This is a genomic window from Cohnella sp. GCM10012308 (genome assembly GCF_042649185.1).
Lineage (GTDB): Bacteria > Bacillota > Bacilli > Paenibacillales > Paenibacillaceae > Cohnella.
Window position 1 is genome coordinate 185014 of record NZ_JBHRYU010000005.1, and the last position, 19035, is coordinate 204048.

The following is a 19035-nucleotide window of genomic DNA, read 5'->3' on the forward strand; positions in this document are numbered from 1 at the left end:
ATTCATGGATAAAAGGCGGGATAAGATGGTTTACGCGTTTGTCATTGAGCCGGCGAGTTATATTGCGTTCGCGGACGAAGCGGAGCAGCTCGACAAGCTGAAGGAATGGGATCTGGTCTCCGAGAAGGCGACCAAGGCCAAGACGTTCTACTACAAGGGCAACGGACTGAAGGAAGCCTGCGGCATCGTCGGTTACGTCGATCATATGACCGCCGTTATCGAGCTCCCGAACAAGCAGAAGCACTGCATTCACCCCTCTTATTTGAAAGAAATGCAAGCGGCGAACTTCGGCCAGCGCTATGCGAGCGCCGCGGAGTCGGAGGACGCGGGAGCCGAGCGCGAGGAGACGCGGGCTGATACGGCTGCTGTCACGGCGAGCCCTGCGGCACAGATTCGTCCGGGCGAGGCGGCTCCGGAGGCACAAGACGATCGTTCGGCGGCGGACGCGTTCGCTTCGTTCGTAGCGTCGGGGGATGAGGCCCCTGCGGCTTCCGCGGTCGCCGCGGCGCCGGCCAAGGCAAAGGCGGGGGCGGCGCGGTCGAAGAAAGTGCAGCTCCCTGAGGAGAAGATCAAGCTGACGGCGACCGTCAAGGAATTCACGACCGTTCCCAACCACTTCGCGGATAACGACGACGAGGTCATCATCTATGAGTCGGTGGCGATCGGCGATTCGGAGACGGAACTGGGCGAGGCATGGTCGAGCCATAGCGCCACGCTGAAGAAGCTTGAGCTCGAGGTGGGAGACAAGCTTACTTTCGAGGCGAAGGTCGTGGCCAAGAAGCTGGCGAAGCACCCGATTCCTTACAAGATCAACAATCCGGCCAAGATCGCGAAGGTATAAAAGGTCGTTGCCGGGGCTGGAGTAATCAGGTCGCCATCCGTCCGAATCTGCACCGGAATTGTCGGACCTCGCCGCATCGGTCTTGCTAAGCTTGAAGGCGAAGGGAGGTCGTGCCGCATGAACGGACTTGACCGGTTAAACGACGGGCTGGCGTATCTGGAGGCGCATCTCGCGGACGAAGCGGCGCCCGATATCGGGGAAGCTGCGCGGCGGGCTTGCTGCGGCGAGCATCATTTTCGGCGCATGTTCGCATCGCTCGCTGGCGTGACGCTGACGGAGTACGTGAGGCGCAGGCGGCTGACTTTGGCGGCGTTCGAACTGATCGGCAGCGAGGCTAGGATCATCGATATCGCCGTGAAGTACGGCTATGGCACGGCGGATTCGTTCGCCCGCGCCTTTCAGGCGATGCACGGTCTGGCGCCCTCCGAGGCGCGCCGGCTCGGCCGGCCGCTCAAGGCCTATCCGCGCATGACCTTCCGACTGATGATCGAGGGAGGCGACGAGATGAAGTATCGTTTGGTGGAAAAGGAAGCGTTTCACATCGTCGGCATCATGAAGCGGGTACCCCTGATTTACGAGGGCGTCAACCCGCACATCGCCGAGTTATGGAGCCGTCTGACGGCGGATTTGATCGCGGAGCTGAAGGGGCTGTCCGATGTCGAGCCGACCGGGTTGATTAGCGCTTCGGCGAACTTTTCGGAGGGCAGGAAGGACGGGGGCGAGGTCGACCAGTACATCGGGGCGGCGACGACGCAGACATGTCCGGCGCACCTGGCCGCACTGGAGGTCGCCGCTTCGGAATGGGCCGTATTCGAGGCGGTCGGCGCGTTTCCGTCCGCGCTGCAGTCCGTCTGGGGCCGGATTTACGCCGAATGGTTTCCGTCCTCGAGCTACGAGCTGGCGCCGGGTCCCGAGCTGTTGTGGAACGAGGGCCAGGACACGAGCAAACCGGACTACCGGAGCGAGATCTGGATCCCGGTGCGAAGACGGTTGTAGGCGATGTACAAAGGAGTCTCCCGAACCGCGGGCAGCGGGAAGGGAGATTTTTTTGTGCTGCGCGAAGGTTGCGTACGATCGCTGCCGAGGGGCGGGTCTGCTGCAAGCGACGAAAGCAACGCTACAGCGGCGTGCGGGCGAAAAATAGGTGCTGCAAGCAAGAAAAGCAACGCTACAGAGACGGCGGCCGTCTGTAAGCGACGAAAGCGCGGTTGCGGCGGCGAAATGTGGGGCGGCGGCTGCTGCAAGCGAGAAGAGCAACGTTACATAAATAGCGACCGGCTGCAATCGCAAAAATTGCGGCTCCAGCGGCGGGGGCTCCTCCTCTCTCGAACGGCCTCGGAATCCGACTGTGCGCAAACCATACTCCAACCATTTTGAAGCCATATTAAAAAAACAAACATCGACTCCTAAGTATACGCATTGTATGCGATTACACCTCCGAGCATAATGAGGCTATACCAAGTCAAGGGGGATTTGAACATGATTTCGACCGGCAAAAAAGTGGCTGGCACCGCGATGGCAGGCTTCCTGGCCGTCGGCCTGGCAGCCTGCGGTTCTTCCGATAACGGCGGCAACAACGGCAGCGACGCGGCGGCCTCCCCATCTTCTTCAGCCTCCACGTCCGCATCGGCCTCGGCCAGCGCGCCAGCTTCCTCCAGCGCCGCCAGCGGCGAAAAAGTAACGATTACCTTCCAAAACATTTATCCGGACCCGACCGATCCGAAGTACAACATGCTGCACAAGATCGTGAAGCAGTACGAGACCGATCACCCGAACGTCCATATCGAGCTCGACTCGCTGAACACCGACCAGCAGAAGCAGAAGCTGAAGACGCAAGCCGCCTCCAACGAGGTGCCGGACATCACGATCGTCAACCCGTCCGCGCAGATGAAGCCTTACGTCGACGCCGGCCTGTTCGCGCCGCTTAACGAGATGGTCGAGCAAAACGGCCTGAAGGACACGTTCCAATCCGGCATCCTGGACTACTATACCTTCGACGGTAATCTGTACGCGCTGCCCGACGGCAACAACATCGCGCTGCTCTACTATAACAAGGCGCTGTTCAAGCAAGCAGGCATCGACGCGCCGCCGACGACGTTCGAGGATCTCGTCGCCGACGTGAAGAAGCTGAAGGAAAAAGGCATCCAGCCGATGGCGATCGGCGAGAAGGACACCTGGACCGGCTCGTTCCTGTTCATGAACGTGCTGCTCCGCACGAACGGCGGACCTGGCTTCCTGCAGGACATCGTCGACGGCAAAAAGACGTTCGAAGATCCGGCATTCACGGGTGCGGTAGACGCGTTCGAGCAGCTCGTGCAAGCGGGTGCCTTCCAGGAAGGCGCGACGAGCTTCGATTACAACGCCGGCGAGAACCTGTTCAAGACGGGCAAGGCAGCTATGTACTTCATGGGCAGCTGGGCGACCGGCGGCATCGAGGTATCCGATGCGAACAAAGACGGCAACGTCGGCGTGTTCAAGTTCCCGACGGTCGGCGGCAAGGGCGATCCGAACCAGTTCATGCTGGCCCCGGGCAGCGCGTTCGCGGTATCCAAGAACAGCAAGCACCTGCCGGAGACGCTCGACTTCCTGAATTACTTCATGCTGAACTATCCGAAGGAAGCGTTCGCGGTCAAGGGCGCCGTCGGCGTCGCGCAAAAGGTGGACGGCGACTACAAGGCGGCCGGTTACTCCGACATGGCGATGGAAGTGCTCGCGATGTTCAAGGACGTCCAGGGCGGCGACATCTCCTTCGACAACACGATGAACCCGGCCACGTCCCAGGCGCATCTGTCCAGCATTCAGAACCTGTTCGTCGCGAAAAAGGATGCCGCGGCGGTCGCCAAGGAGCACCAGCAGGCTTACGAAGACAACAAAGAATAATCGGCCTTGAACGTACGGTACGGAGGGGGACGCCAGACTTGGCGCGCCGCCCTCCGTATCCTTATCGCCACAGCCGCTGAAGGAGGCGTCAGCCTTGAATGTACTGAAGGTATCCCGCTGGACGATCGCGGCGTTCGTGCTGCCCTGTCTGCTGCTGTACGTCGGCCTCGTATTCGCGCCGATTATCGTGTCCTTCTACAACGCCACCCTCAATTGGAACGGCATCGGCGTCGCCAAGCACGTCGGTCTCGACAACTTCCACCGCATGTTCACGAACGACTCGGTGTTCTGGCCGTCCGTCCGGCGGACGTTCATGCTGGCCGGCTTCTCCATGCTGGTGCAGCTGCCGCTCGCGCTGTTCGTCGCCATCCTGATCAGCCGTTTCGTCCGGAGACCCAATTTTCTCGTCTCGAGCTACTTCATGCCCGTCATTTTGTCCGTCGCCGTCATCGGCCAGCTGTGGAAGACCATCTACAACCCAGCGTCGCAGGGCGGCATGATCAATCAGATCCTCATCAAGCTCGGACTCGGTTCCTGGACGCATGCCTGGCTGTCGGAGCCGAAGGTGGCGATCTACGCCATCATCGTCATCGGGCTGTGGCAGTATCTGGGCTACCACATTCTCATTCAATTCACCGGGATACAGAACATTCCGGCCGATATTTACGAAGCCGCCAAGATCGACGGCGCCGAGGGCTTCAAGGCCGACCGATATATTACGCTGCCGATGATCGTGCCGATCTTCAAGATCTCCGTCGTGCTCTCGTTCATCGGATCGCTCCAGTCGTTCGACCTCATCATGGTCACGACCGCCGGCGGGCCGGCTCATGCGACGGACGTGCTGGCGAGCCATATGTACAACATCTCGATTCTGTCGCAAAAGTACGGGTACGGCAGCGCCATCGCCTGTTTCCTCGTGGTCGTGTGCCTGGCCGCGACGGTCGTCATCAATCTTCTCTTCAACCGCATCGAGAAGCGTTACAACTAACGTCGTCATTCATTCACGTCGCGAATGATTCGTGCCCGCAATTATTCGAAAGGGGGCGCAAACCCCATGAGCCCATCCGCCAGCATCGCCGTCCGGGAGCCGGCCGTTCAGACCCGCAGGCGCGGGTCTTCCCTCAAGAAGACGATCGTGTTCGGCTTCTTCGGCGTCCTGCTCGTCACGCAGCTCTACCCGCTGCTGTGGCTGCTCATCTATTCGGTCAAGACCAACGAGGAGATTCTGTCGGGCAGCTTCTTCGCCCTGCCGGCTTCCTTGCAGTGGAGCAACTATTCGAACGCGCTCGCCGGCGGCCGCTACTGGCACTACCTGCTGAACAGCGTGATCGTGACCTCCGTCACGATGGCGTGCGTCATCCTGCTCGCATCGCTGGCGGCGTTCGCGATCACGCGTTTCCGCTGGAAATACGGCCAGGTCGTCATGCTCATCTTCCTGATGGGTCTGATGATCCCGCTGCAGAGCACGCTGCTGCCGCTCATGCTGATTTTCAAAAACATCCACGTCCTGAACACGCGCTGGGCGATGATCCTGCCCTATATCGCGTTCCAGATTCCGATCGCCGTCTTCATTATGAGCGGCTTTCTGCGCACGATTCCGCACGAGATCGAGGAGTCGGCCATCATGGACGGGGCGAACGTGCTGCGCATTTTCCGCAGCATCATCCTGCCGGTATCGGTGCCGCCGATCATGACGGTATGCATCCTGACGTTCATCAACGTGTGGAACGAATACATTCTCGCCGCCACGTTCATCTCCAAGGAAGCGCTCAAGACGCTGCCGTTCGGCGTGTACAGCTTCGTCAGCCAATACTCGGTCAACTACGGGGCGATCGGCGCCTTCCTCGTGCTCGGAGCGCTGCCGGTCATCCTCGTCTACTTCCTGCTGGCCGAGAAAATAACGAAAGGCATGGTAGCGGGCGCGGTTAAGGGATAAGATGAGAGAATGAGAAAAAGATTCCAGTCCATCCATGGCCGCCTGTTCCTGATCTTCCTCTTCAGCATGCTCGGGCTTCTGCTCATCGTCAGCCTCGTCTACTATCAGCGGGCGACCGAGCAGATCAGGGACAAGGTCGGCGTGATCGCGGAAAAAAACATATCGCAGACGGTCGGCCTGTTCGAGCTCATGCTCAAAGGCTACGACAGCGTCACCAAGTCGCTCAACAGCAACAACGAGCTGATGCAGCTGCTGCAGCAGAAGACGCCCGCGGGCTCTCCGGAGGTCAGCTCGGTCAACCGGGAACGCCAGATCACCGATATCCTGGGCGCCATCTTCTATTCGCGGAGCGATATCGTCGGCATCCACGTCATCTCGAGCCAGGGCAAGGTATACAGCTTCGACCGTTCGATCGGCTCTTCGACGCGGGAGTACAAGTCGACCGACTGGTATGCCGAGCTGCAAAGGTCCAAGGGGGATATGCGCTGGCTGGGCGTGTATCCGCAAGCGCCGATGAGCGGCGGGATCGACAGTCCGGTATTCGCGTTCGGCCGCCAGCTGTTCGAGCTGAGCACGATGAAGTCGGTCGGCTACGTGCTGATCGAGACGGAGGAGGACCCGATTCTGTCGGCGCTCTCCAACGCCAGCATCGGACCTGGCAGCAGCGTCGTCATCCGCGATTCGGCCGGAAACGTGATCGTCCGGACGAGGCCCGCGGATGCGGAGACCGCCGAGGCCGGGACGGAGGCATTGCCCGCGGACTGGCCGGGCACGCTGAAGAAGGGCGAGGTCGCCGTGCGCGACCGCAAGGACGCGCTGCTCACGGCGGCCCGGATCGGCACGGCCGACTGGACGGTCATCGGCGTGACGCCGAAGCGCGACCTGAAGCTGGAGCTGAAGCAGACGCAGCGGTTTCTGCTCACGGTCGTCATCCTGCTCGTCTTGGCGGCGACGGCGCTCGCGACGCTCGTGTCTCGCTCGTTCTCCTTGCCGTTCAAGCGGCTGATCCAGCAGATGAAGCAGGTCGAGCTAGGGAACTTTCAAGGCCGGGTCCGCGTCCATTCCTATCAGGAGCTCAACGTGCTCGTCGGCTCGTTCAACCGGATGGTCCAGCAGATGGACAACTTGATCGAGCGGGAGAAGCTATTGTCGATCAGCGAGAAAAACGCTCAGCTGCAGGCGCTGCAATCCCAGGTCAATCCGCACTTTTTGTTTAACACGCTCGACATGATCTACTGGATGCTCGACGAGCGGGAGAACGACCGGCTTGGGCGCCTTATCCTGGCGCTATCGCGGATTTTCAGGTACAGCAGCGACTGGGAAGAGGCCTCGCGCGCGCCGCTCCGGCTCGAGCTCGAGCAGCTGCGCCACTATCTGACCATCATCGAGACGCGGCTCGGCGGCCGCGTGAATACGGAGATCGAGGTGGAGGAGCGCTGGCTGGGCGCCCAGGTGCCCAAGATGATCCTGCAGCCGATCGTGGAGAACGCCGTGAAGTACGGGCTCGAGCCGCTGAGCCGCGAAGGCGCGCTCAGGATCCGCTCTGAGGAGGCGGAGGACGCGCTCGTCATCGTCGTCGAGGACAACGGCGTCGGCATGGACGAGGAAACGCTGCTTCGCATTCGGCAGTCGCTGGAGGATGCGGCGGCCGTGGCGCCTAGCCGGCATGAGGATCCCGCCGGACGCAGAGGCATCGGGCTCGCGAACGTACACCGCCGCATTGCATTGATGTACGGGGAAGGCTTTGGATTACGGATCGAGAGCGAACGCGAGCGCGGCACGAAGATTACGGTTTCGTTTCCGAAACCCGCAGAAGAGGGGAATTCCCGATGAATATTCTCGTCGTCGACGATGAAGAGGTCATCCGCAGCGGCATCGAGCGGACGATCTCCCGCGGGTTCCCCGAGCATCGCGTCCTGCTCGCCGGGAATCCGGAGGAAGCCGTGGAGGCGCTGCGGACGAGGCACGTCGATCTGGTGCTGACCGACGTGCTGATGCCCGGCATGACGGGGCTCGAGCTGATGGCGTTCTCACGGCGCAAGCAGCCGCAGGTCAAGTGGGTCGTCATCTCGGCGCATTCCGAGTTCGCGTACGCGCAGGAAGCCGTGCGGCTTGGCGCCAGAGACTATATGCTGAAGCCGATCGGCAAGGAATCGTTGATCGGCCTGATCGAGGAGCTGGCGCGCGAGATCGCGGAGGAGAGCGAGCGCAACAAGGAAGCCGACCTGATGAAGCGCAATTTGCGTTTCTTGCGGGAAGGCGTATTCGCGCGTTGGGCGTCCGGGCTCGACCTGGGCGGCATCGATGTCGCGCCGTTTACTGAGAGCCACCCGTACTTCAACCTGCTCATGGTACGTCTGGACAGCGACGCCGATACGAAGCTGGAGCATTTCATCGTGGAAAACGTGCTGACCGAGCTGATGGATGCCGCGGGCAAAGGCTTCGTCGCAAGCATCGACGCGCACAGTCTTCTCGGACTCGCGACGCTTCGGGAGGAAGCGGGCCTCGGCTTGCTCATCGACAAGCTCCGAACCCATCTGAAGCGGTACTTAAAGACCCCGTTCCAGGTGCTGCACACGGGCCGCATCGACGATCTGGCGGCCGTACCGGGAGAGGTTCGCCGCATGCGGAGCGCGTCCGCCGCGCAGGTGTACGATCACTACGCGAGCGGCGGGGAAAAGGCGATCGAAGTCGCGATCCAGTACATCCACGCGCATTTCGGCGCCGAGATCAACCTGGAGAAGGTGGCGTCGATCGTTTACCTGAACCCGGTGTACTTCAGCCAGCTGTTCAAGCAGAAGGCGGGGACGGGCTTCAAGGAGTACGTCACCAACCTGCGAATCTCGCGCGCCATGGAGCTGCTGGGCGGCTCGGAGCTCAAGATCGGCGATATCGCGGAGCGGGTCGGCTACCCCGACGTGCGCCACTTCTCGCAAGTATTCCGCAAGAAGGCGGGCAGCACGCCGTCGGAGTACAGGCAGGAGGTCAGAGGCGGCGCGTCGGCCGAATGCGGAGATTCGCAGGAGACAAGCGGGCGGGAGGAGCCGGCATCGGCAGAAGGGGAGACTCGGAATTCGGAGTCGGAGTAGCTTGATGTTACCTGGCGGGATGATGAAGCAAGAGGAGGGCGCGGTATTAGCATGTAACTGTGCGTTCGAGCCGCCCCTAAGATACCGCGTTCTATCGAAACGAACCGTTCCTGACTCGATGGCCAATCGCTGCCATCGACGTCAGAAACGGTTTGTTTGTTAGGCGCCGAAATCCGCCGGTACGCGTCTCGCGGCGCCGGTACGGATAGCCGCGGCGATCACGGCCTTGCGGACGTTCGCGACGACCTGCTCGTTAAAGATGCTGGGGATGATGTAGGTCTCGCTCAGCTCGCCGTCCGCCACCACCTCGGAAATGGCGCGGGCGGCGGCCATCTTCATCTCTTCGTTGATGCCGGAGGCTCGGCAGTCCAGCGCTCCGCGGAACATCCCCGGGAAGACGAGCACATTGTTGATCTGGTTCGGGTAGTCGCTCCTGCCGGTCGCGAACACGCGGACATGGGGCTGGGCCAGCTCGGGATCGATCTCCGGCTGCGGGTTGGCCATGGCGAACACGATCCGGTCCTCCGCCATGCCAAGAATCTCCTCCTCGCCCAGAATGCCGCCCTTGGACACGCCGATAAAAACATCGGCGCCCCGCATGACTTCCCCAAGCAAGCCTTCCTCCGCCTGCACTTGCGGCTGCCTGGCGAGCCAGCTCCACATCGGATGGTCATAGCTCCGCCCGCGTACGATCGCGCCTTCCCGGTCGACCGGCACGAGCTTCGTGACGCCCGCCGCCAGCAGCATTTTGCAGATCGCCACGCCGGCCGCGCCGATTCCGTTTACGACGACGCGCACCTCGTCGATCCGCTTCCCGACAAGCTTGAGCGCGTTGAGCAATCCCGCGGTCACGACGATTGCCGTCCCGTGCTGGTCGTCATGGAAGACAGGGATGTCCAGCTCTTCCGCCAGCCGGCGTTCGATCTCGAAGCAGCGTGGCGAGCTGATGTCCTCAAGGTTGATGCCGCCGAAGACGGGGCTAATCTGCCGAACGGCGCGGACGATTTCCTCCATGTCCTGCGTATCCAGGCAGATAGGGAAGGCGTCCACGCCTGCAAGCTGCTTGAACAGCATCGCTTTGCCCTCCATGACAGGCGCCGCCGCATGCGGACCGATATTGCCCAGTCCCAGCACCGCCGAGCCGTCCGTGACGACGGCGACAGTATTGCGTTTGATCGTCAGTGCATAGGCCTTGCCGACATCCTCATGGATAGCCGAGCACACGCGCGCGACGCCGGGCGTGTAGACGCGGGATAAATCGTCCCTATTCTTGATCGGCATGCTTGGCTGAATCGAGATCTTGCCGCCGAGATGCGCGAGGAAGGTGCGGTCCGACAGATTGACGATCCGGATGCCGTCCAGACTGCGGAGCGCCTCTGCAATCGCCTCGTGCGATTGATCCGCGGCTGCCACGGTAATATCGCGCACGGAATGGCCGTCGCCGGACCGGATGACGTCGATAGAAGTGATGTCGCCGCCCGCGTTGCCGATGACTGAGGCGACTGCGCCGAAGTGAACGCGATCATGAGCGAGTTCCAGACGTATGACCATACTGTTGAATGACAAGCTGTACCACCTGCCCAACGTTAATAGGTTATGGCTCGACCAGTCGGAGCTGCGAGGGGAGGTCGCTTGCTCCTTCCGGTCGAGTCCCAAGCAGCTTCGACGATACACCAGGGGGCGCGGCAATGTCTAGCGTATATGTCACCAAAATTGACATGAATCAACGGAGTATACCGTTTTCGTCAATCCCGTTTCTGTTTTCCGTGAGAGGGTCTCTCTATAATTAGGTTACACGCAGCCTAACCTCTCATGGAAAGAAGGAGCAGCAATGATCGAGATCGTAAAAGAGCAGGAACCGATGACACCGATGGAAAAAGGACAACTGGAGAGCACGGTCGGCTCCATCATCGAGCGGGTGCAGAAGGAAGGGGATGCCGCGCTGAAGGCGTTCCTGAAGCAATTCGACAACGTCGAACTCGACTCGCTCAAGGCGACGGAAGCGGACATCGCGGCGGCGCGCAAGCAGTTGCCCCTCACGCTGCTGGAGGACATGGCGTTCTCCATCGAGCGTATCGGAGCGTTCGCCGAGGCGCAGCGGCGCACGTTGACCGAGTTCGAGCAGGAAATGATTCCGGGCGTATTCCTCGGCCAGCGCGTCATTCCGATCGAGGCGGTCGGCGCCTACGTCCCGGGCGGCCGCTACCCGCTCCTCTCCTCCGCGCAGATGGCGATCATCCCGGCGAAGGTCGCCGGCGTCTCGCAGATCCGCGTCTGCACGCCGCCGATGAAGGACGGCCGCATTCATCCGGCCGTGCTGCTCGCGGCGCACCTGTCCGGCGCCGACGAGATCTTCGCCGTCGGCGGCGCGCAAGCGATCGCGGCGCTGGCTTACGGTACCGAGAGCATCAAGCCGGTCAACAAGATCACCGGCCCGGGCAACCGCTTCGTCACCGAAGCGAAGCGCCAGGTGCACGGCACGGTCGGCATCGACCTGCTGGCCGGCCCGAGCGAGGTGCTCGTCGTCGCCGACGAGACGGCGAAGCCGGCATACGTCGCGGCCGACCTGCTCGCGCAATCGGAGCATGACGTGCATACGCAGGCGATCCTCGTCTCGACGAGCCGTCCGCTCGCGGAAGCCGTCATGGCCGAGATCGAGCGCCAGCTCGAAACGCTGCCAACGGCGGCGACTGCACGCGTATCGTGGGAGAAGCGCGGCCGCGTCTTCGTAACGGATTCGCTCGAGGAAGCGATCGACACGGCCAACGATCTGGCTTCGGAGCACTTGCACGTACAGATCAAGGACGCCTACCTGCACCGCGACAAGTTCACGAACTACGGCTCGCTGTTCCTCGGCGAAGAGGCGACGGTCGTCTTTTCGGATAAGGTATGCGGCACGAACCACATCCTGCCGACGAGCCGCGCGGCCAAGTATACCGGCGGCGTCTGGGTGGGCACCTTCCTGAAGGTCGTGACATACCAGCGCGTCGAGCAGGCCGGCGTTGAGCGTCTTGCGCCGCACTGCGTGCGGCAATCTTACCGCGAGGGCTTGATCGGTCACCTGCGCTCCGCCAATATCCGTCTGACAGGCGAGCTCGACGCCAAGCCGGAGGCAGTCCAAGAGGTCGCACAATTCTAAAAGGTCCGGCAACGATTGCACGCAAGCAGGCCGTCCTGCCGTCATCGCGGATGCGGCAGGGCGGTCTTTCTTTATCATTCGGTTAGCGCTTGCAAAACCGACTGCCGAAGCTGGCAACGATCACCATAGCTGAGTTTTGAAAACTTGTGTTACTTTAAATAACACATCAAGTCAATTTAGTGCACCATTTTCGTCAATCGCGTTAATATTCACTGCTGCCGCCTCCTTCTATAATAGAGACAACAACAAAGCAGCAATAGAAACAGAGCAATCATCACATCACAGAATGGAGGGATGACGCCATAGACGCTCTTGCGGAAACGAACAGAAACGGAGCGAACAATAAGCCGGAAATTCGTGCCCCTGACGCCAGTCGGCCTCACGCAGCTGCCTCCCGCAGGACGAAGCTGAACAAATGGCTCATTTTCGCGGCCTTCGTCGGGCCGGCGCTGCTCTGCTTCCTGCTCATTCAGATCATCCCGTTCGCGGTCGGGATCTACTATTCCTTTACCTCCTGGAACGGCGTCAGCTCCGCCGTCGATTGGGTTGGACTCGACAACTTCAAGCGAATTCTGACGAGCGACAGCAAGTTCGCGGACTCCTTCTTTTTCACCGCCAAATTCACGGTCGTCGCCGTTCTCGTCAGCAATGTCATCGGCCTCGGGCTGGCACTGATGATTAACGGGGCGCTCAAGTCCAAAAACGCGCTTCGCACCGTCTTCTTCCTGCCGAACGTCATCGGCGGCCTGCTGCTTGGCTTCATCTGGCAGTTCATCTTCGTCAAAGGATTCGCGGCCGTCGGCAGCGCGACGCACATTCCGTTCTTCGAGCTTCCCTGGCTTGGCGACGCGAACACGGCCTTCTGGGCGATCGTCATCGTATTCGCCTGGCAGCAGAGCGGCTATCTGATGATCATCTATATTGCGGCGCTGCAAGGCGTGGACAACTCGGTTATCGAGGCGTCCCGGATCGACGGCGCGAGCCGTTGGATGACGCTGCGCAAGATCGTCCTGCCGCTGATCGCGCCGGCGTTCACGATCTGTCTGTTCCTCTCGATGTCGCATGCTTTTAAAATTTACGATCTGAACTATTCGCTCACGGGCGGCGGTCCGTTCAACTCGACGCTGTCGGTCGCGATGAATATCTACGCGGAAGCGTTCACGAACAACCACTACGGCATCGGCTCGGCCAAATCGCTCGTCTTCTTCGTCGTCGTGGCGCTCGTCACGCTGGCACAGGTCATGCTCACCAAGCGGCGGGAGGTGGAGTCGTAAAATGGATAACAAATACACGTCCCGCACCTTCGTCATGGAGATCGTGGCCGTCGCGATCGCGCTGCTCTTCCTGGTGCCCTTTTACTTCGTGCTGATCAACGCGGTGAAGAGCAACGCGAACATCCTGCTGGATGCCGCCTCGTTCCCGAAGGACGTCATTTGGCACAACTTCCGGCGCGTCTGGTCGCTGCTCCACTTTCCCCGGGCGTTCATGAATTCGATTTTCGTCACCGTATTCGCCAATGTCGGACTGATCGCCATCAGCGCGATGGCCGGCTGGATGCTCGCCCGTACGCAGGGCAAGGTCAGCAATCTGATGTTCGGCCTGTTCGTCGCGGCGATGGTCATTCCGTTCCAGACGATCATGATCCCGCTCGTTAAGCTGAGCGCTTCGCTCGGGCTGGTCAACAGCATTCCCGGCCTCATTTTCATCTACTTCGGCTTCGGCGTCTCGATGTCGGTGTTCCTGTTCCACGGCTTTATCAAGGGCGTGCCCCTTGAGGTGGAAGAATCCGCCCGCGTCGACGGGTGCACGCCGTTCGGGGTGTTCTATAAGATCGTGTTTCCGCTGCTTAAGCCGATCATCATGACGGTCATCATTTTGAATACGCTCTGGATCTGGAACGACTATCTGCTGCCGCGTCTCATGCTGCAGGATTCGCAGCTGCACACGATTCCGGTCGCGATGAGCGCGCTGTTCGCCCAGTACAACAAGCAGTGGGATCTCGGACTCGCCGGTCTTGTCATCGGCACGCTGCCCATCGTCGTTTTCTCCCTCATGCTGCAGAAGCATATCGTCAAAGGCATCGCGGCCGGCTCGGGCAAATAAGGCGCCCTGCAAAAGCCCGTGCAATTCGCAATTCGCGACTATCTCGGTATTACTCTTGCGGCCGCCCGCGGACGAAAGAATCATATATAGCTTGAGCAACCCACTATCAGGAGGTCATGCAGAGAGATGAAAAAGATCGGCATGTTGGGCGTATCGATGGTAGGACTGGCAATGGCGGTATCGGCTTGCGGAAGCAATGACAGCACGAACAATGCGGCCCCTGCGGCTTCGGGCAGCGCAAGCGCATCGACCGGCGCATCGGCTGCGACGGCCGCAAGCGGCGGCGATCCCGTCACGATCAAGGTGTTCCAGCTGAAGGTCGAGATCGCGGACAAGTTCGAGGCGATGGTCAAAGAATTCGAGACCGAGCATCCGGACATCAAGGTCGTCGCCGAGACGGTCGGCGGAGGCACGGGTTACATGGACGCGCTGAAGGCGAAGTTCGCGGCCGGCGAAGGTCCGGACATCTTCAACAACGGCGGCGCAAAGGAAATGCAGCTATGGAAGGAGCACCTGGCCGATCTGTCCGATCAGCCTTGGGTGAGCCACCTGCTGCCCGGTACAGGCGACGGCATGAAGGACACCGACGGCAAGCTGTACGGCATGCCGATGAACATGGAAGGCTACGGCTACCTGTATAACAAAGATCTGTTCGCCAAGGCGGGCATCACGGAGCTGCCGAAGACGCTGACGGAGCTGCAGGCGGCCGCGCAGAAGCTGAAGGATGCAGGCATCGCGCCGTTCGCGAACGGCTTCGCCGAGTGGTGGATTATCGGCAGCCATTTCACGAACGTCGCCTTCGGCCAGCAGGAGGATCCGGCCGGCTTTATCCAGCAGCTGAACGACGGCACGGCGACGATTCCGTCCAACGCGGTCTTCAAGCAGTTCCAGAACCTGATGGATACGACGATCAAGTACAGCAACGACAACCCGCTCACGACCGACTACAACACGCAAGTGACGCTGTTCGCTTCCGGCAAGGCGGCGATGCTGCAGCAAGGCAACTGGGTTGAGAGCATGATCGGCGACATCGACGCAAACTTGAACTACGGCATTCTGCCGATGCCGGTGGGCGACGAGGCGACCTCAGACCGCATCGTGGCCGGCGTACCGAACAACTGGGCGGTCAACAAAAATTCGGAGCATGTCGAAGCCGCCAAGACATTTCTCGACTGGATGGTATCCTCTGCGGCAGGCCAGAAGTACATGACCGAAGAGTTCGGCTTCATCCCTGCGTTCGACAACATCCCGACGGACAAGCTGTCGCAGCTGAGCCAGGATATCGTCGCCTACTCCAAGGAAAACAAGACGATCCCGATGATCTGGACGAGCTGGCCGGACGGGGCCAACAAAGAGTTCGCCGCTGCGCTGCAGGAGTATTCCGCGGGCAAGATCAAGTGGGACGACGTGCTGAACAAGATGCAGGATTCCTGGAATAATCTGAAATAACTATACGAGCGCGAGTGCGAGAAGGAATGCCCCGGGCATTCCTTCTTCGTCCTCGGCAGGCCTGTCGAGCGAAGGGGAACTCTTATATACTGGATTCATCTACGACTAGAAGACAGATAGGAGAATCCCGTTGATCCGGACAAGCCTGCGGAACAAGTTCATCATCCTGTTGCTGCTCATCAGCGTGCTCCCGTTTGCCGCTTCCGTGCTCTTCACCTATTTGTATACGCGCGATTCGCTGAAGGATCAGTTTCTGCAGGAAAACGTAAACCTGATGAGCCTCGGCAGCGTGCATCTGGAGAGCTACATGGACGAGCTGATGGATATCACGCTTTCTTTTTACAGCGATCCCGCCTTCATCAACTACCTGCGGACGGCCGACCGGGCGAACGACTACGAGACGTTCTGGACGGTACGGGACGAGCTGACCCAAGTACTGTACGCTAACGAGAACATCCAGCGGGTCAGCATCGCATTGGTGAAGGACAAGCGTAATATACTCGTGTCAAAAAGCCGGGTCAGCTTCTCCGCGATCACGGACGAGCAGCTGGCGGAGTATGCCAAAGTGGACGACAGTCCTAATCACGTGTACATCGAGACTATGCCGGGGCCGGTTCAGAAGGGCGGCGCTTCGGGCACTTCGTTCACGATTCTTCGTTCTCTGACCGACGCGCCGTCTACCAATCTGCTCGCTTACTTTTCGATCCAAGTCGCGCCTGCCAGAGTGAAGAGCATCAGCGAGAAGCTGTATACGCCCGGGCAGGAATTGTTTTCGATCCTGACCTCCGAAGGCGTTCCCATTTTTAGCTCCGATGCCGGCTACGAAGATCCCGAGCTGGTCGAGCGGATCCGCGGTCTGAAGCCGGACAGCGGCACGCTGGAGTGGGACCGGGGCGACTTTCACGGGATCGTCCTCTACGAGCGGATCGCCAACACGGACGGCGGGTGGACTTTGATGAAAAGCATTCCCTACGAGAATCTGTACCGGCAGGGCTTCCGCATCACGCAGATCAACATCGCCATCGGACTCGTCGGCATCGTACTCGCGATGGTGGCCGCGCTGCTGTTTTCCCTCCGCATTACTTCTCCGCTGCGCATTTTGCTGGATAACATCCGCCGCATCGAGAAGGGCAAGATGCAGGTCGGCTTCGAATCGCTCGGCCACGACGAGATCGGCGTGCTCGGCGAGAGCTTCCGGCAGATGGTCGGAAGGCTTAATCATCTGATCGACCGGGAGTACAAGCTGGAGATCGAGAACAAAGCGAATCAACTGAAGGTGCTGCAGTCCCAGATCAACCCGCATTTCCTGCACAACGCGCTGCAGTCGATCGGCGCGCTGGCGCTTAAGAATCACGGGGCGCAAGTCTACGCGCTCGTGACCAACCTGTCCAAGATCATGCGTTACAGCATGAACACGGACGAGGACAAGGTGACGCTGATCCGGGAGGTCGGCAACGCGGAGGCGTTCCTGCTGCTGCATAAGGAACGGTTCGACGACGAATTCGAATACGAGATCGACGTCGATGCCGACATCCTGAACGTGCCGGTGCCCAAGATGCTGCTCCAGCCGATCATCGAGAACTACTTCAAGCACGGCATGGACCTGAGCGGGGGCAAGACGGGCATGCTCCGCATCGGCGGCTGGAGGGAAGAAAACGACATCGTGCTCGTCGTCGCCGACAACGGGCGCGGGATCGGGTCCGAACGGCTGCAGCAGCTGTACCTGCAGCTTCATGAGGACAGGCCGGGCCAGCACGGGGAGGAGCCGAACATCGGTCTGCGCAGCGTGTACTTCAGGCTCCGGCTATATTACGGATCCCGAGCCAGTTTGCGACTGGCGGACGGCGAGGCCGGCGGGCTGCAGGTGACGATCCGGCTGCCTATCGAGATCGCGGCGAAGGGTGAAGCGCTATGAAGGCTATCATAATCGACGATGAAAAGCATGTAAGAGGCGTATTGCGCATGCTCGCGGACTGGGAGCGCTTCGGCATCGGCGAAGTGCTGGAGGCGAGAGACGGCGAGGAAGCGAAAAAGCTCATCGCGGAGCACCGGCCCGAGATCGTGTTCACGGACATGAATATGCCGAACCTGGACGGTATCGGGCTGCTGGAGTGGCTGCGCGAGCACGCCGGAGACAGCAAGACGATCGTCATCAGCGCCTATGACGACTTTCATTATATGCGCAACGCCATCTACTACGGCAGCTTCGACTACATTCTCAAGCCGATGGAGGCCGACGTCTTGAACGAAACGCTCGGCCGGGCGGTGGAGACGTGGCGCCGGGAGGCGATCAGCCGCTTGTCCGCGTTCGAAAACGACCGGATCGCGAGCGCCGCCAAGCCGCTGTACTGGGACCGGGTGCTGTCGAGCTTGCTGGGCCGGTCGCCGGCGCCGGAGGCGGCGGAGCGGCTCGCGCGCGAGTTCGGGGCGGTGCCGGGACGCGATCTGTTCACGGTGCTGCTGATCTCCGTGCGCGCTTATGCGGCCGTGAAGTCAAGCGGCAAAATGGAGGACGCGTTCGCCGCGCTGCTGCCCGTCTGCGCCGAGGCGCTCCAGCCGGGAGAGGGCGTCGCCTTCCGCCATACGGCCAAGCCGGACGAGCTGGCGATCCTGGCCTGGAACCTCAAAGACGCGGATGCGCTGGCCAAGCGGATTCACGCCGCCGTCTGGCAGGCGGCCCGGATGAAGCTGCTGGTCGCCGTCGGCAGGGCGGCGCGTCAGATCGCGGATGCCTACGAGTCGGCGCTTGACGCGATGATGCGGTGCGACCTGCAGAGCGCGTTCAAGGCGAGAGCCGTCGTCCGCTTCGAGGACGTCGAGCCGCGTCCGGTGCTGCACCTGCTCGACTACGCGCAGGACCTCACGCTCGCGCTGCAGAGCGGCAGCGCGGAAGGCGCGGACCGGCTGCTCGACCGCGTGCTGGAAACCGTCAAGGCGTCGGGCGGCATGACGTTCGAGCAAGTGCATAATTGGGAGAGCCAGTACCGGCTGCTGCAAGCCCGCTGGCTGCAGGAATACGATATCCGCGACAGCCGCGGGCTAAGCGGCGGCGAAGGCTATTGGGACGAGGACGGCAGCTTCTCCATGCGCCGGTTCCGCGACGAGAAGCGCCGGCAGTTTCACGAGCTGATCCGGCTGCTGCACGACGTGAAGTACAAGAAGGAGAAAAACAGCATTCGGGAGATCGAATCGTACCTCCGGCAAAATTACAAGCGCGAGGTCACGCTCCAGGAGATCGCCGAACGCTTCTATCTGAGCCGGGAATATATCTCGCGCAAGTTCAGGCAGGAATTCGGGCTGACGATCACCGATTATGTCACCCAGGTGCGCATCGAGAAGGCGAAGGAGCTGCTCGAAAACCCGCATCTGAAGGTGTACGAGATCGCGGACTACGTCGGTTACCAAAACGACAAATACTTCATTAAAGTGTTCAAGCGTGCGGAAGGCGTCACGCCGAGCGAGTACGTGCGCACGCGAGCGGAGATGAAACGGGGCGGACCGTCCGACTGAGCCGCCCGGGCGTGCGCACGGAGACTCGGCGGAGGCTTCGGCGGGCGAAGCGACAGGCGACGAGACGGCGATAGGCGACGGGAAGGAA

At 60.7% G+C, this 19035-nt stretch carries 14 protein-coding genes; 13 read left to right on the plus strand and 1 reads right to left on the minus strand.

What is annotated here, in order from left to right; genetic code table 11:
- Nucleotides 1-25 precede the first annotated feature (25 nt).
- The 7 genes from ACFOTD_RS09000 (at nucleotide 26) to ACFOTD_RS09030 (ending at nucleotide 8746) form a co-directional block, all read left to right on the plus strand.
- Complete coding sequence (locus ACFOTD_RS09000; RefSeq protein WP_378117830.1) at nucleotides 26-841, plus strand: hypothetical protein; 816 nt, start codon at nucleotides 26-28, stop codon at nucleotides 839-841.
- Between the two features lie 117 nt (nucleotides 842-958).
- Entirely contained in the window at nucleotides 959-1837 is an 879-nt protein-coding gene (locus tag ACFOTD_RS09005; protein WP_378117832.1) for an AraC family transcriptional regulator, read from the plus strand.
- A gap of 483 nt (nucleotides 1838-2320) precedes the next feature.
- On the plus strand, nucleotides 2321-3721 hold the full coding sequence (locus ACFOTD_RS09010) for an extracellular solute-binding protein (protein ID WP_378117834.1): 1401 nt from the start codon (nucleotides 2321-2323) through the stop codon (nucleotides 3719-3721).
- Nucleotides 3722-3815: 94 nt separating this feature from the next.
- A complete protein-coding gene (locus tag ACFOTD_RS09015; RefSeq protein WP_378117836.1) occupies nucleotides 3816-4709 on the plus strand; it encodes a carbohydrate ABC transporter permease in 894 nt (297 codons plus the stop codon).
- A gap of 66 nt (nucleotides 4710-4775) precedes the next feature.
- Nucleotides 4776-5657, plus strand: a complete 882-nt coding sequence (locus ACFOTD_RS09020; protein ID WP_378117838.1) for a carbohydrate ABC transporter permease — start codon at nucleotides 4776-4778, stop codon at nucleotides 5655-5657.
- A gap of 9 nt (nucleotides 5658-5666) precedes the next feature.
- Entirely contained in the window at nucleotides 5667-7490 is a 1824-nt protein-coding gene (locus ACFOTD_RS09025; RefSeq protein WP_378117840.1) for a cache domain-containing sensor histidine kinase, read from the plus strand.
- Nucleotides 7487-8746, plus strand: coding sequence for a response regulator (locus ACFOTD_RS09030; protein ID WP_378117842.1), 1260 nt, complete (start codon nucleotides 7487-7489; stop codon nucleotides 8744-8746). The genes ACFOTD_RS09025 and ACFOTD_RS09030 overlap by 4 nt, the downstream gene beginning before the upstream one ends.
- A 159-nt stretch (nucleotides 8747-8905) precedes the next feature.
- Here ACFOTD_RS09030 and ACFOTD_RS09035 read toward each other — a convergent pair whose 3' ends face one another.
- Complete coding sequence (locus tag ACFOTD_RS09035; protein ID WP_378117844.1) at nucleotides 8906-10312, minus strand: NAD-dependent malic enzyme; 1407 nt, start codon at nucleotides 10310-10312, stop codon at nucleotides 8906-8908.
- Nucleotides 10313-10577: 265 nt separating this feature from the next.
- Between ACFOTD_RS09035 and hisD the strand changes: the two genes are divergently transcribed.
- The 6 genes from hisD to ACFOTD_RS09065 all read left to right on the plus strand — a co-directional run bounded on the left by hisD (nucleotide 10578) and on the right by ACFOTD_RS09065 (nucleotide 18947).
- A complete protein-coding gene (gene hisD / locus ACFOTD_RS09040) occupies nucleotides 10578-11885 on the plus strand; it encodes a histidinol dehydrogenase (protein ID WP_378117846.1) in 1308 nt (435 codons plus the stop codon).
- Nucleotides 11886-12334: 449 nt separating this feature from the next.
- Nucleotides 12335-13159, plus strand: a complete 825-nt coding sequence (locus ACFOTD_RS09045; RefSeq protein ID WP_378118015.1) for a carbohydrate ABC transporter permease — start codon at nucleotides 12335-12337, stop codon at nucleotides 13157-13159.
- Nucleotide 13160: 1 nt separating this feature from the next.
- Nucleotides 13161-13988 carry a carbohydrate ABC transporter permease gene (locus ACFOTD_RS09050; RefSeq protein ID WP_378117848.1) on the plus strand — a complete coding sequence of 276 codons (828 nt, stop codon included), beginning with the start codon at nucleotides 13161-13163 and terminating at the stop codon, nucleotides 13986-13988.
- A 126-nt stretch (nucleotides 13989-14114) separates the two neighbouring features.
- Nucleotides 14115-15437, plus strand: a complete 1323-nt coding sequence (locus ACFOTD_RS09055) for an ABC transporter substrate-binding protein (protein ID WP_378117850.1) — start codon at nucleotides 14115-14117, stop codon at nucleotides 15435-15437.
- A 130-nt stretch (nucleotides 15438-15567) separates the two neighbouring features.
- Nucleotides 15568-17352: a sensor histidine kinase gene (locus ACFOTD_RS09060; RefSeq protein ID WP_378117852.1), complete on the plus strand. Its 1785-nt coding sequence runs from the start codon at nucleotides 15568-15570 to the stop codon at nucleotides 17350-17352.
- The gene (locus ACFOTD_RS09065) at nucleotides 17349-18947 is read left to right on the plus strand and encodes a response regulator (RefSeq protein ID WP_378117854.1); all 1599 of its coding nucleotides are present in this window, start codon (nucleotides 17349-17351) and stop codon (nucleotides 18945-18947) included. Before ACFOTD_RS09060 ends, ACFOTD_RS09065 begins: the two co-directional genes overlap by 4 nt.
- Nucleotides 18948-19035 lie beyond the last annotated feature (88 nt).

Excerpts from the sequence above, each read along its gene's own strand:
- ACFOTD_RS09000 (WP_378117830.1), top strand. The coding sequence starts at position 26 with ATGGTTTACGCGTTTGTCATTGAGCCGGCGAGTTATATTGCGTTCGCG.
- ACFOTD_RS09005 (WP_378117832.1), top strand. The coding sequence starts at position 959 with ATGAACGGACTTGACCGGTTAAACGACGGGCTGGCGTATCTGGAGGCG.
- ACFOTD_RS09010 (WP_378117834.1), top strand. The coding sequence starts at position 2,321 with ATGATTTCGACCGGCAAAAAAGTGGCTGGCACCGCGATGGCAGGCTTC.
- ACFOTD_RS09020 (WP_378117838.1), top strand. The coding sequence starts at position 4,776 with ATGAGCCCATCCGCCAGCATCGCCGTCCGGGAGCCGGCCGTTCAGACC.
- ACFOTD_RS09025 (WP_378117840.1), top strand. The coding sequence starts at position 5,667 with ATGAGAAAAAGATTCCAGTCCATCCATGGCCGCCTGTTCCTGATCTTC.
- ACFOTD_RS09030 (WP_378117842.1), top strand. The coding sequence starts at position 7,487 with ATGAATATTCTCGTCGTCGACGATGAAGAGGTCATCCGCAGCGGCATC.
- hisD (WP_378117846.1), top strand. The coding sequence starts at position 10,578 with ATGATCGAGATCGTAAAAGAGCAGGAACCGATGACACCGATGGAAAAA.
- ACFOTD_RS09050 (WP_378117848.1), top strand. The coding sequence starts at position 13,161 with ATGGATAACAAATACACGTCCCGCACCTTCGTCATGGAGATCGTGGCC.
- ACFOTD_RS09055 (WP_378117850.1), top strand. The coding sequence starts at position 14,115 with ATGAAAAAGATCGGCATGTTGGGCGTATCGATGGTAGGACTGGCAATG.
- ACFOTD_RS09065 (WP_378117854.1), top strand. The coding sequence starts at position 17,349 with ATGAAGGCTATCATAATCGACGATGAAAAGCATGTAAGAGGCGTATTG.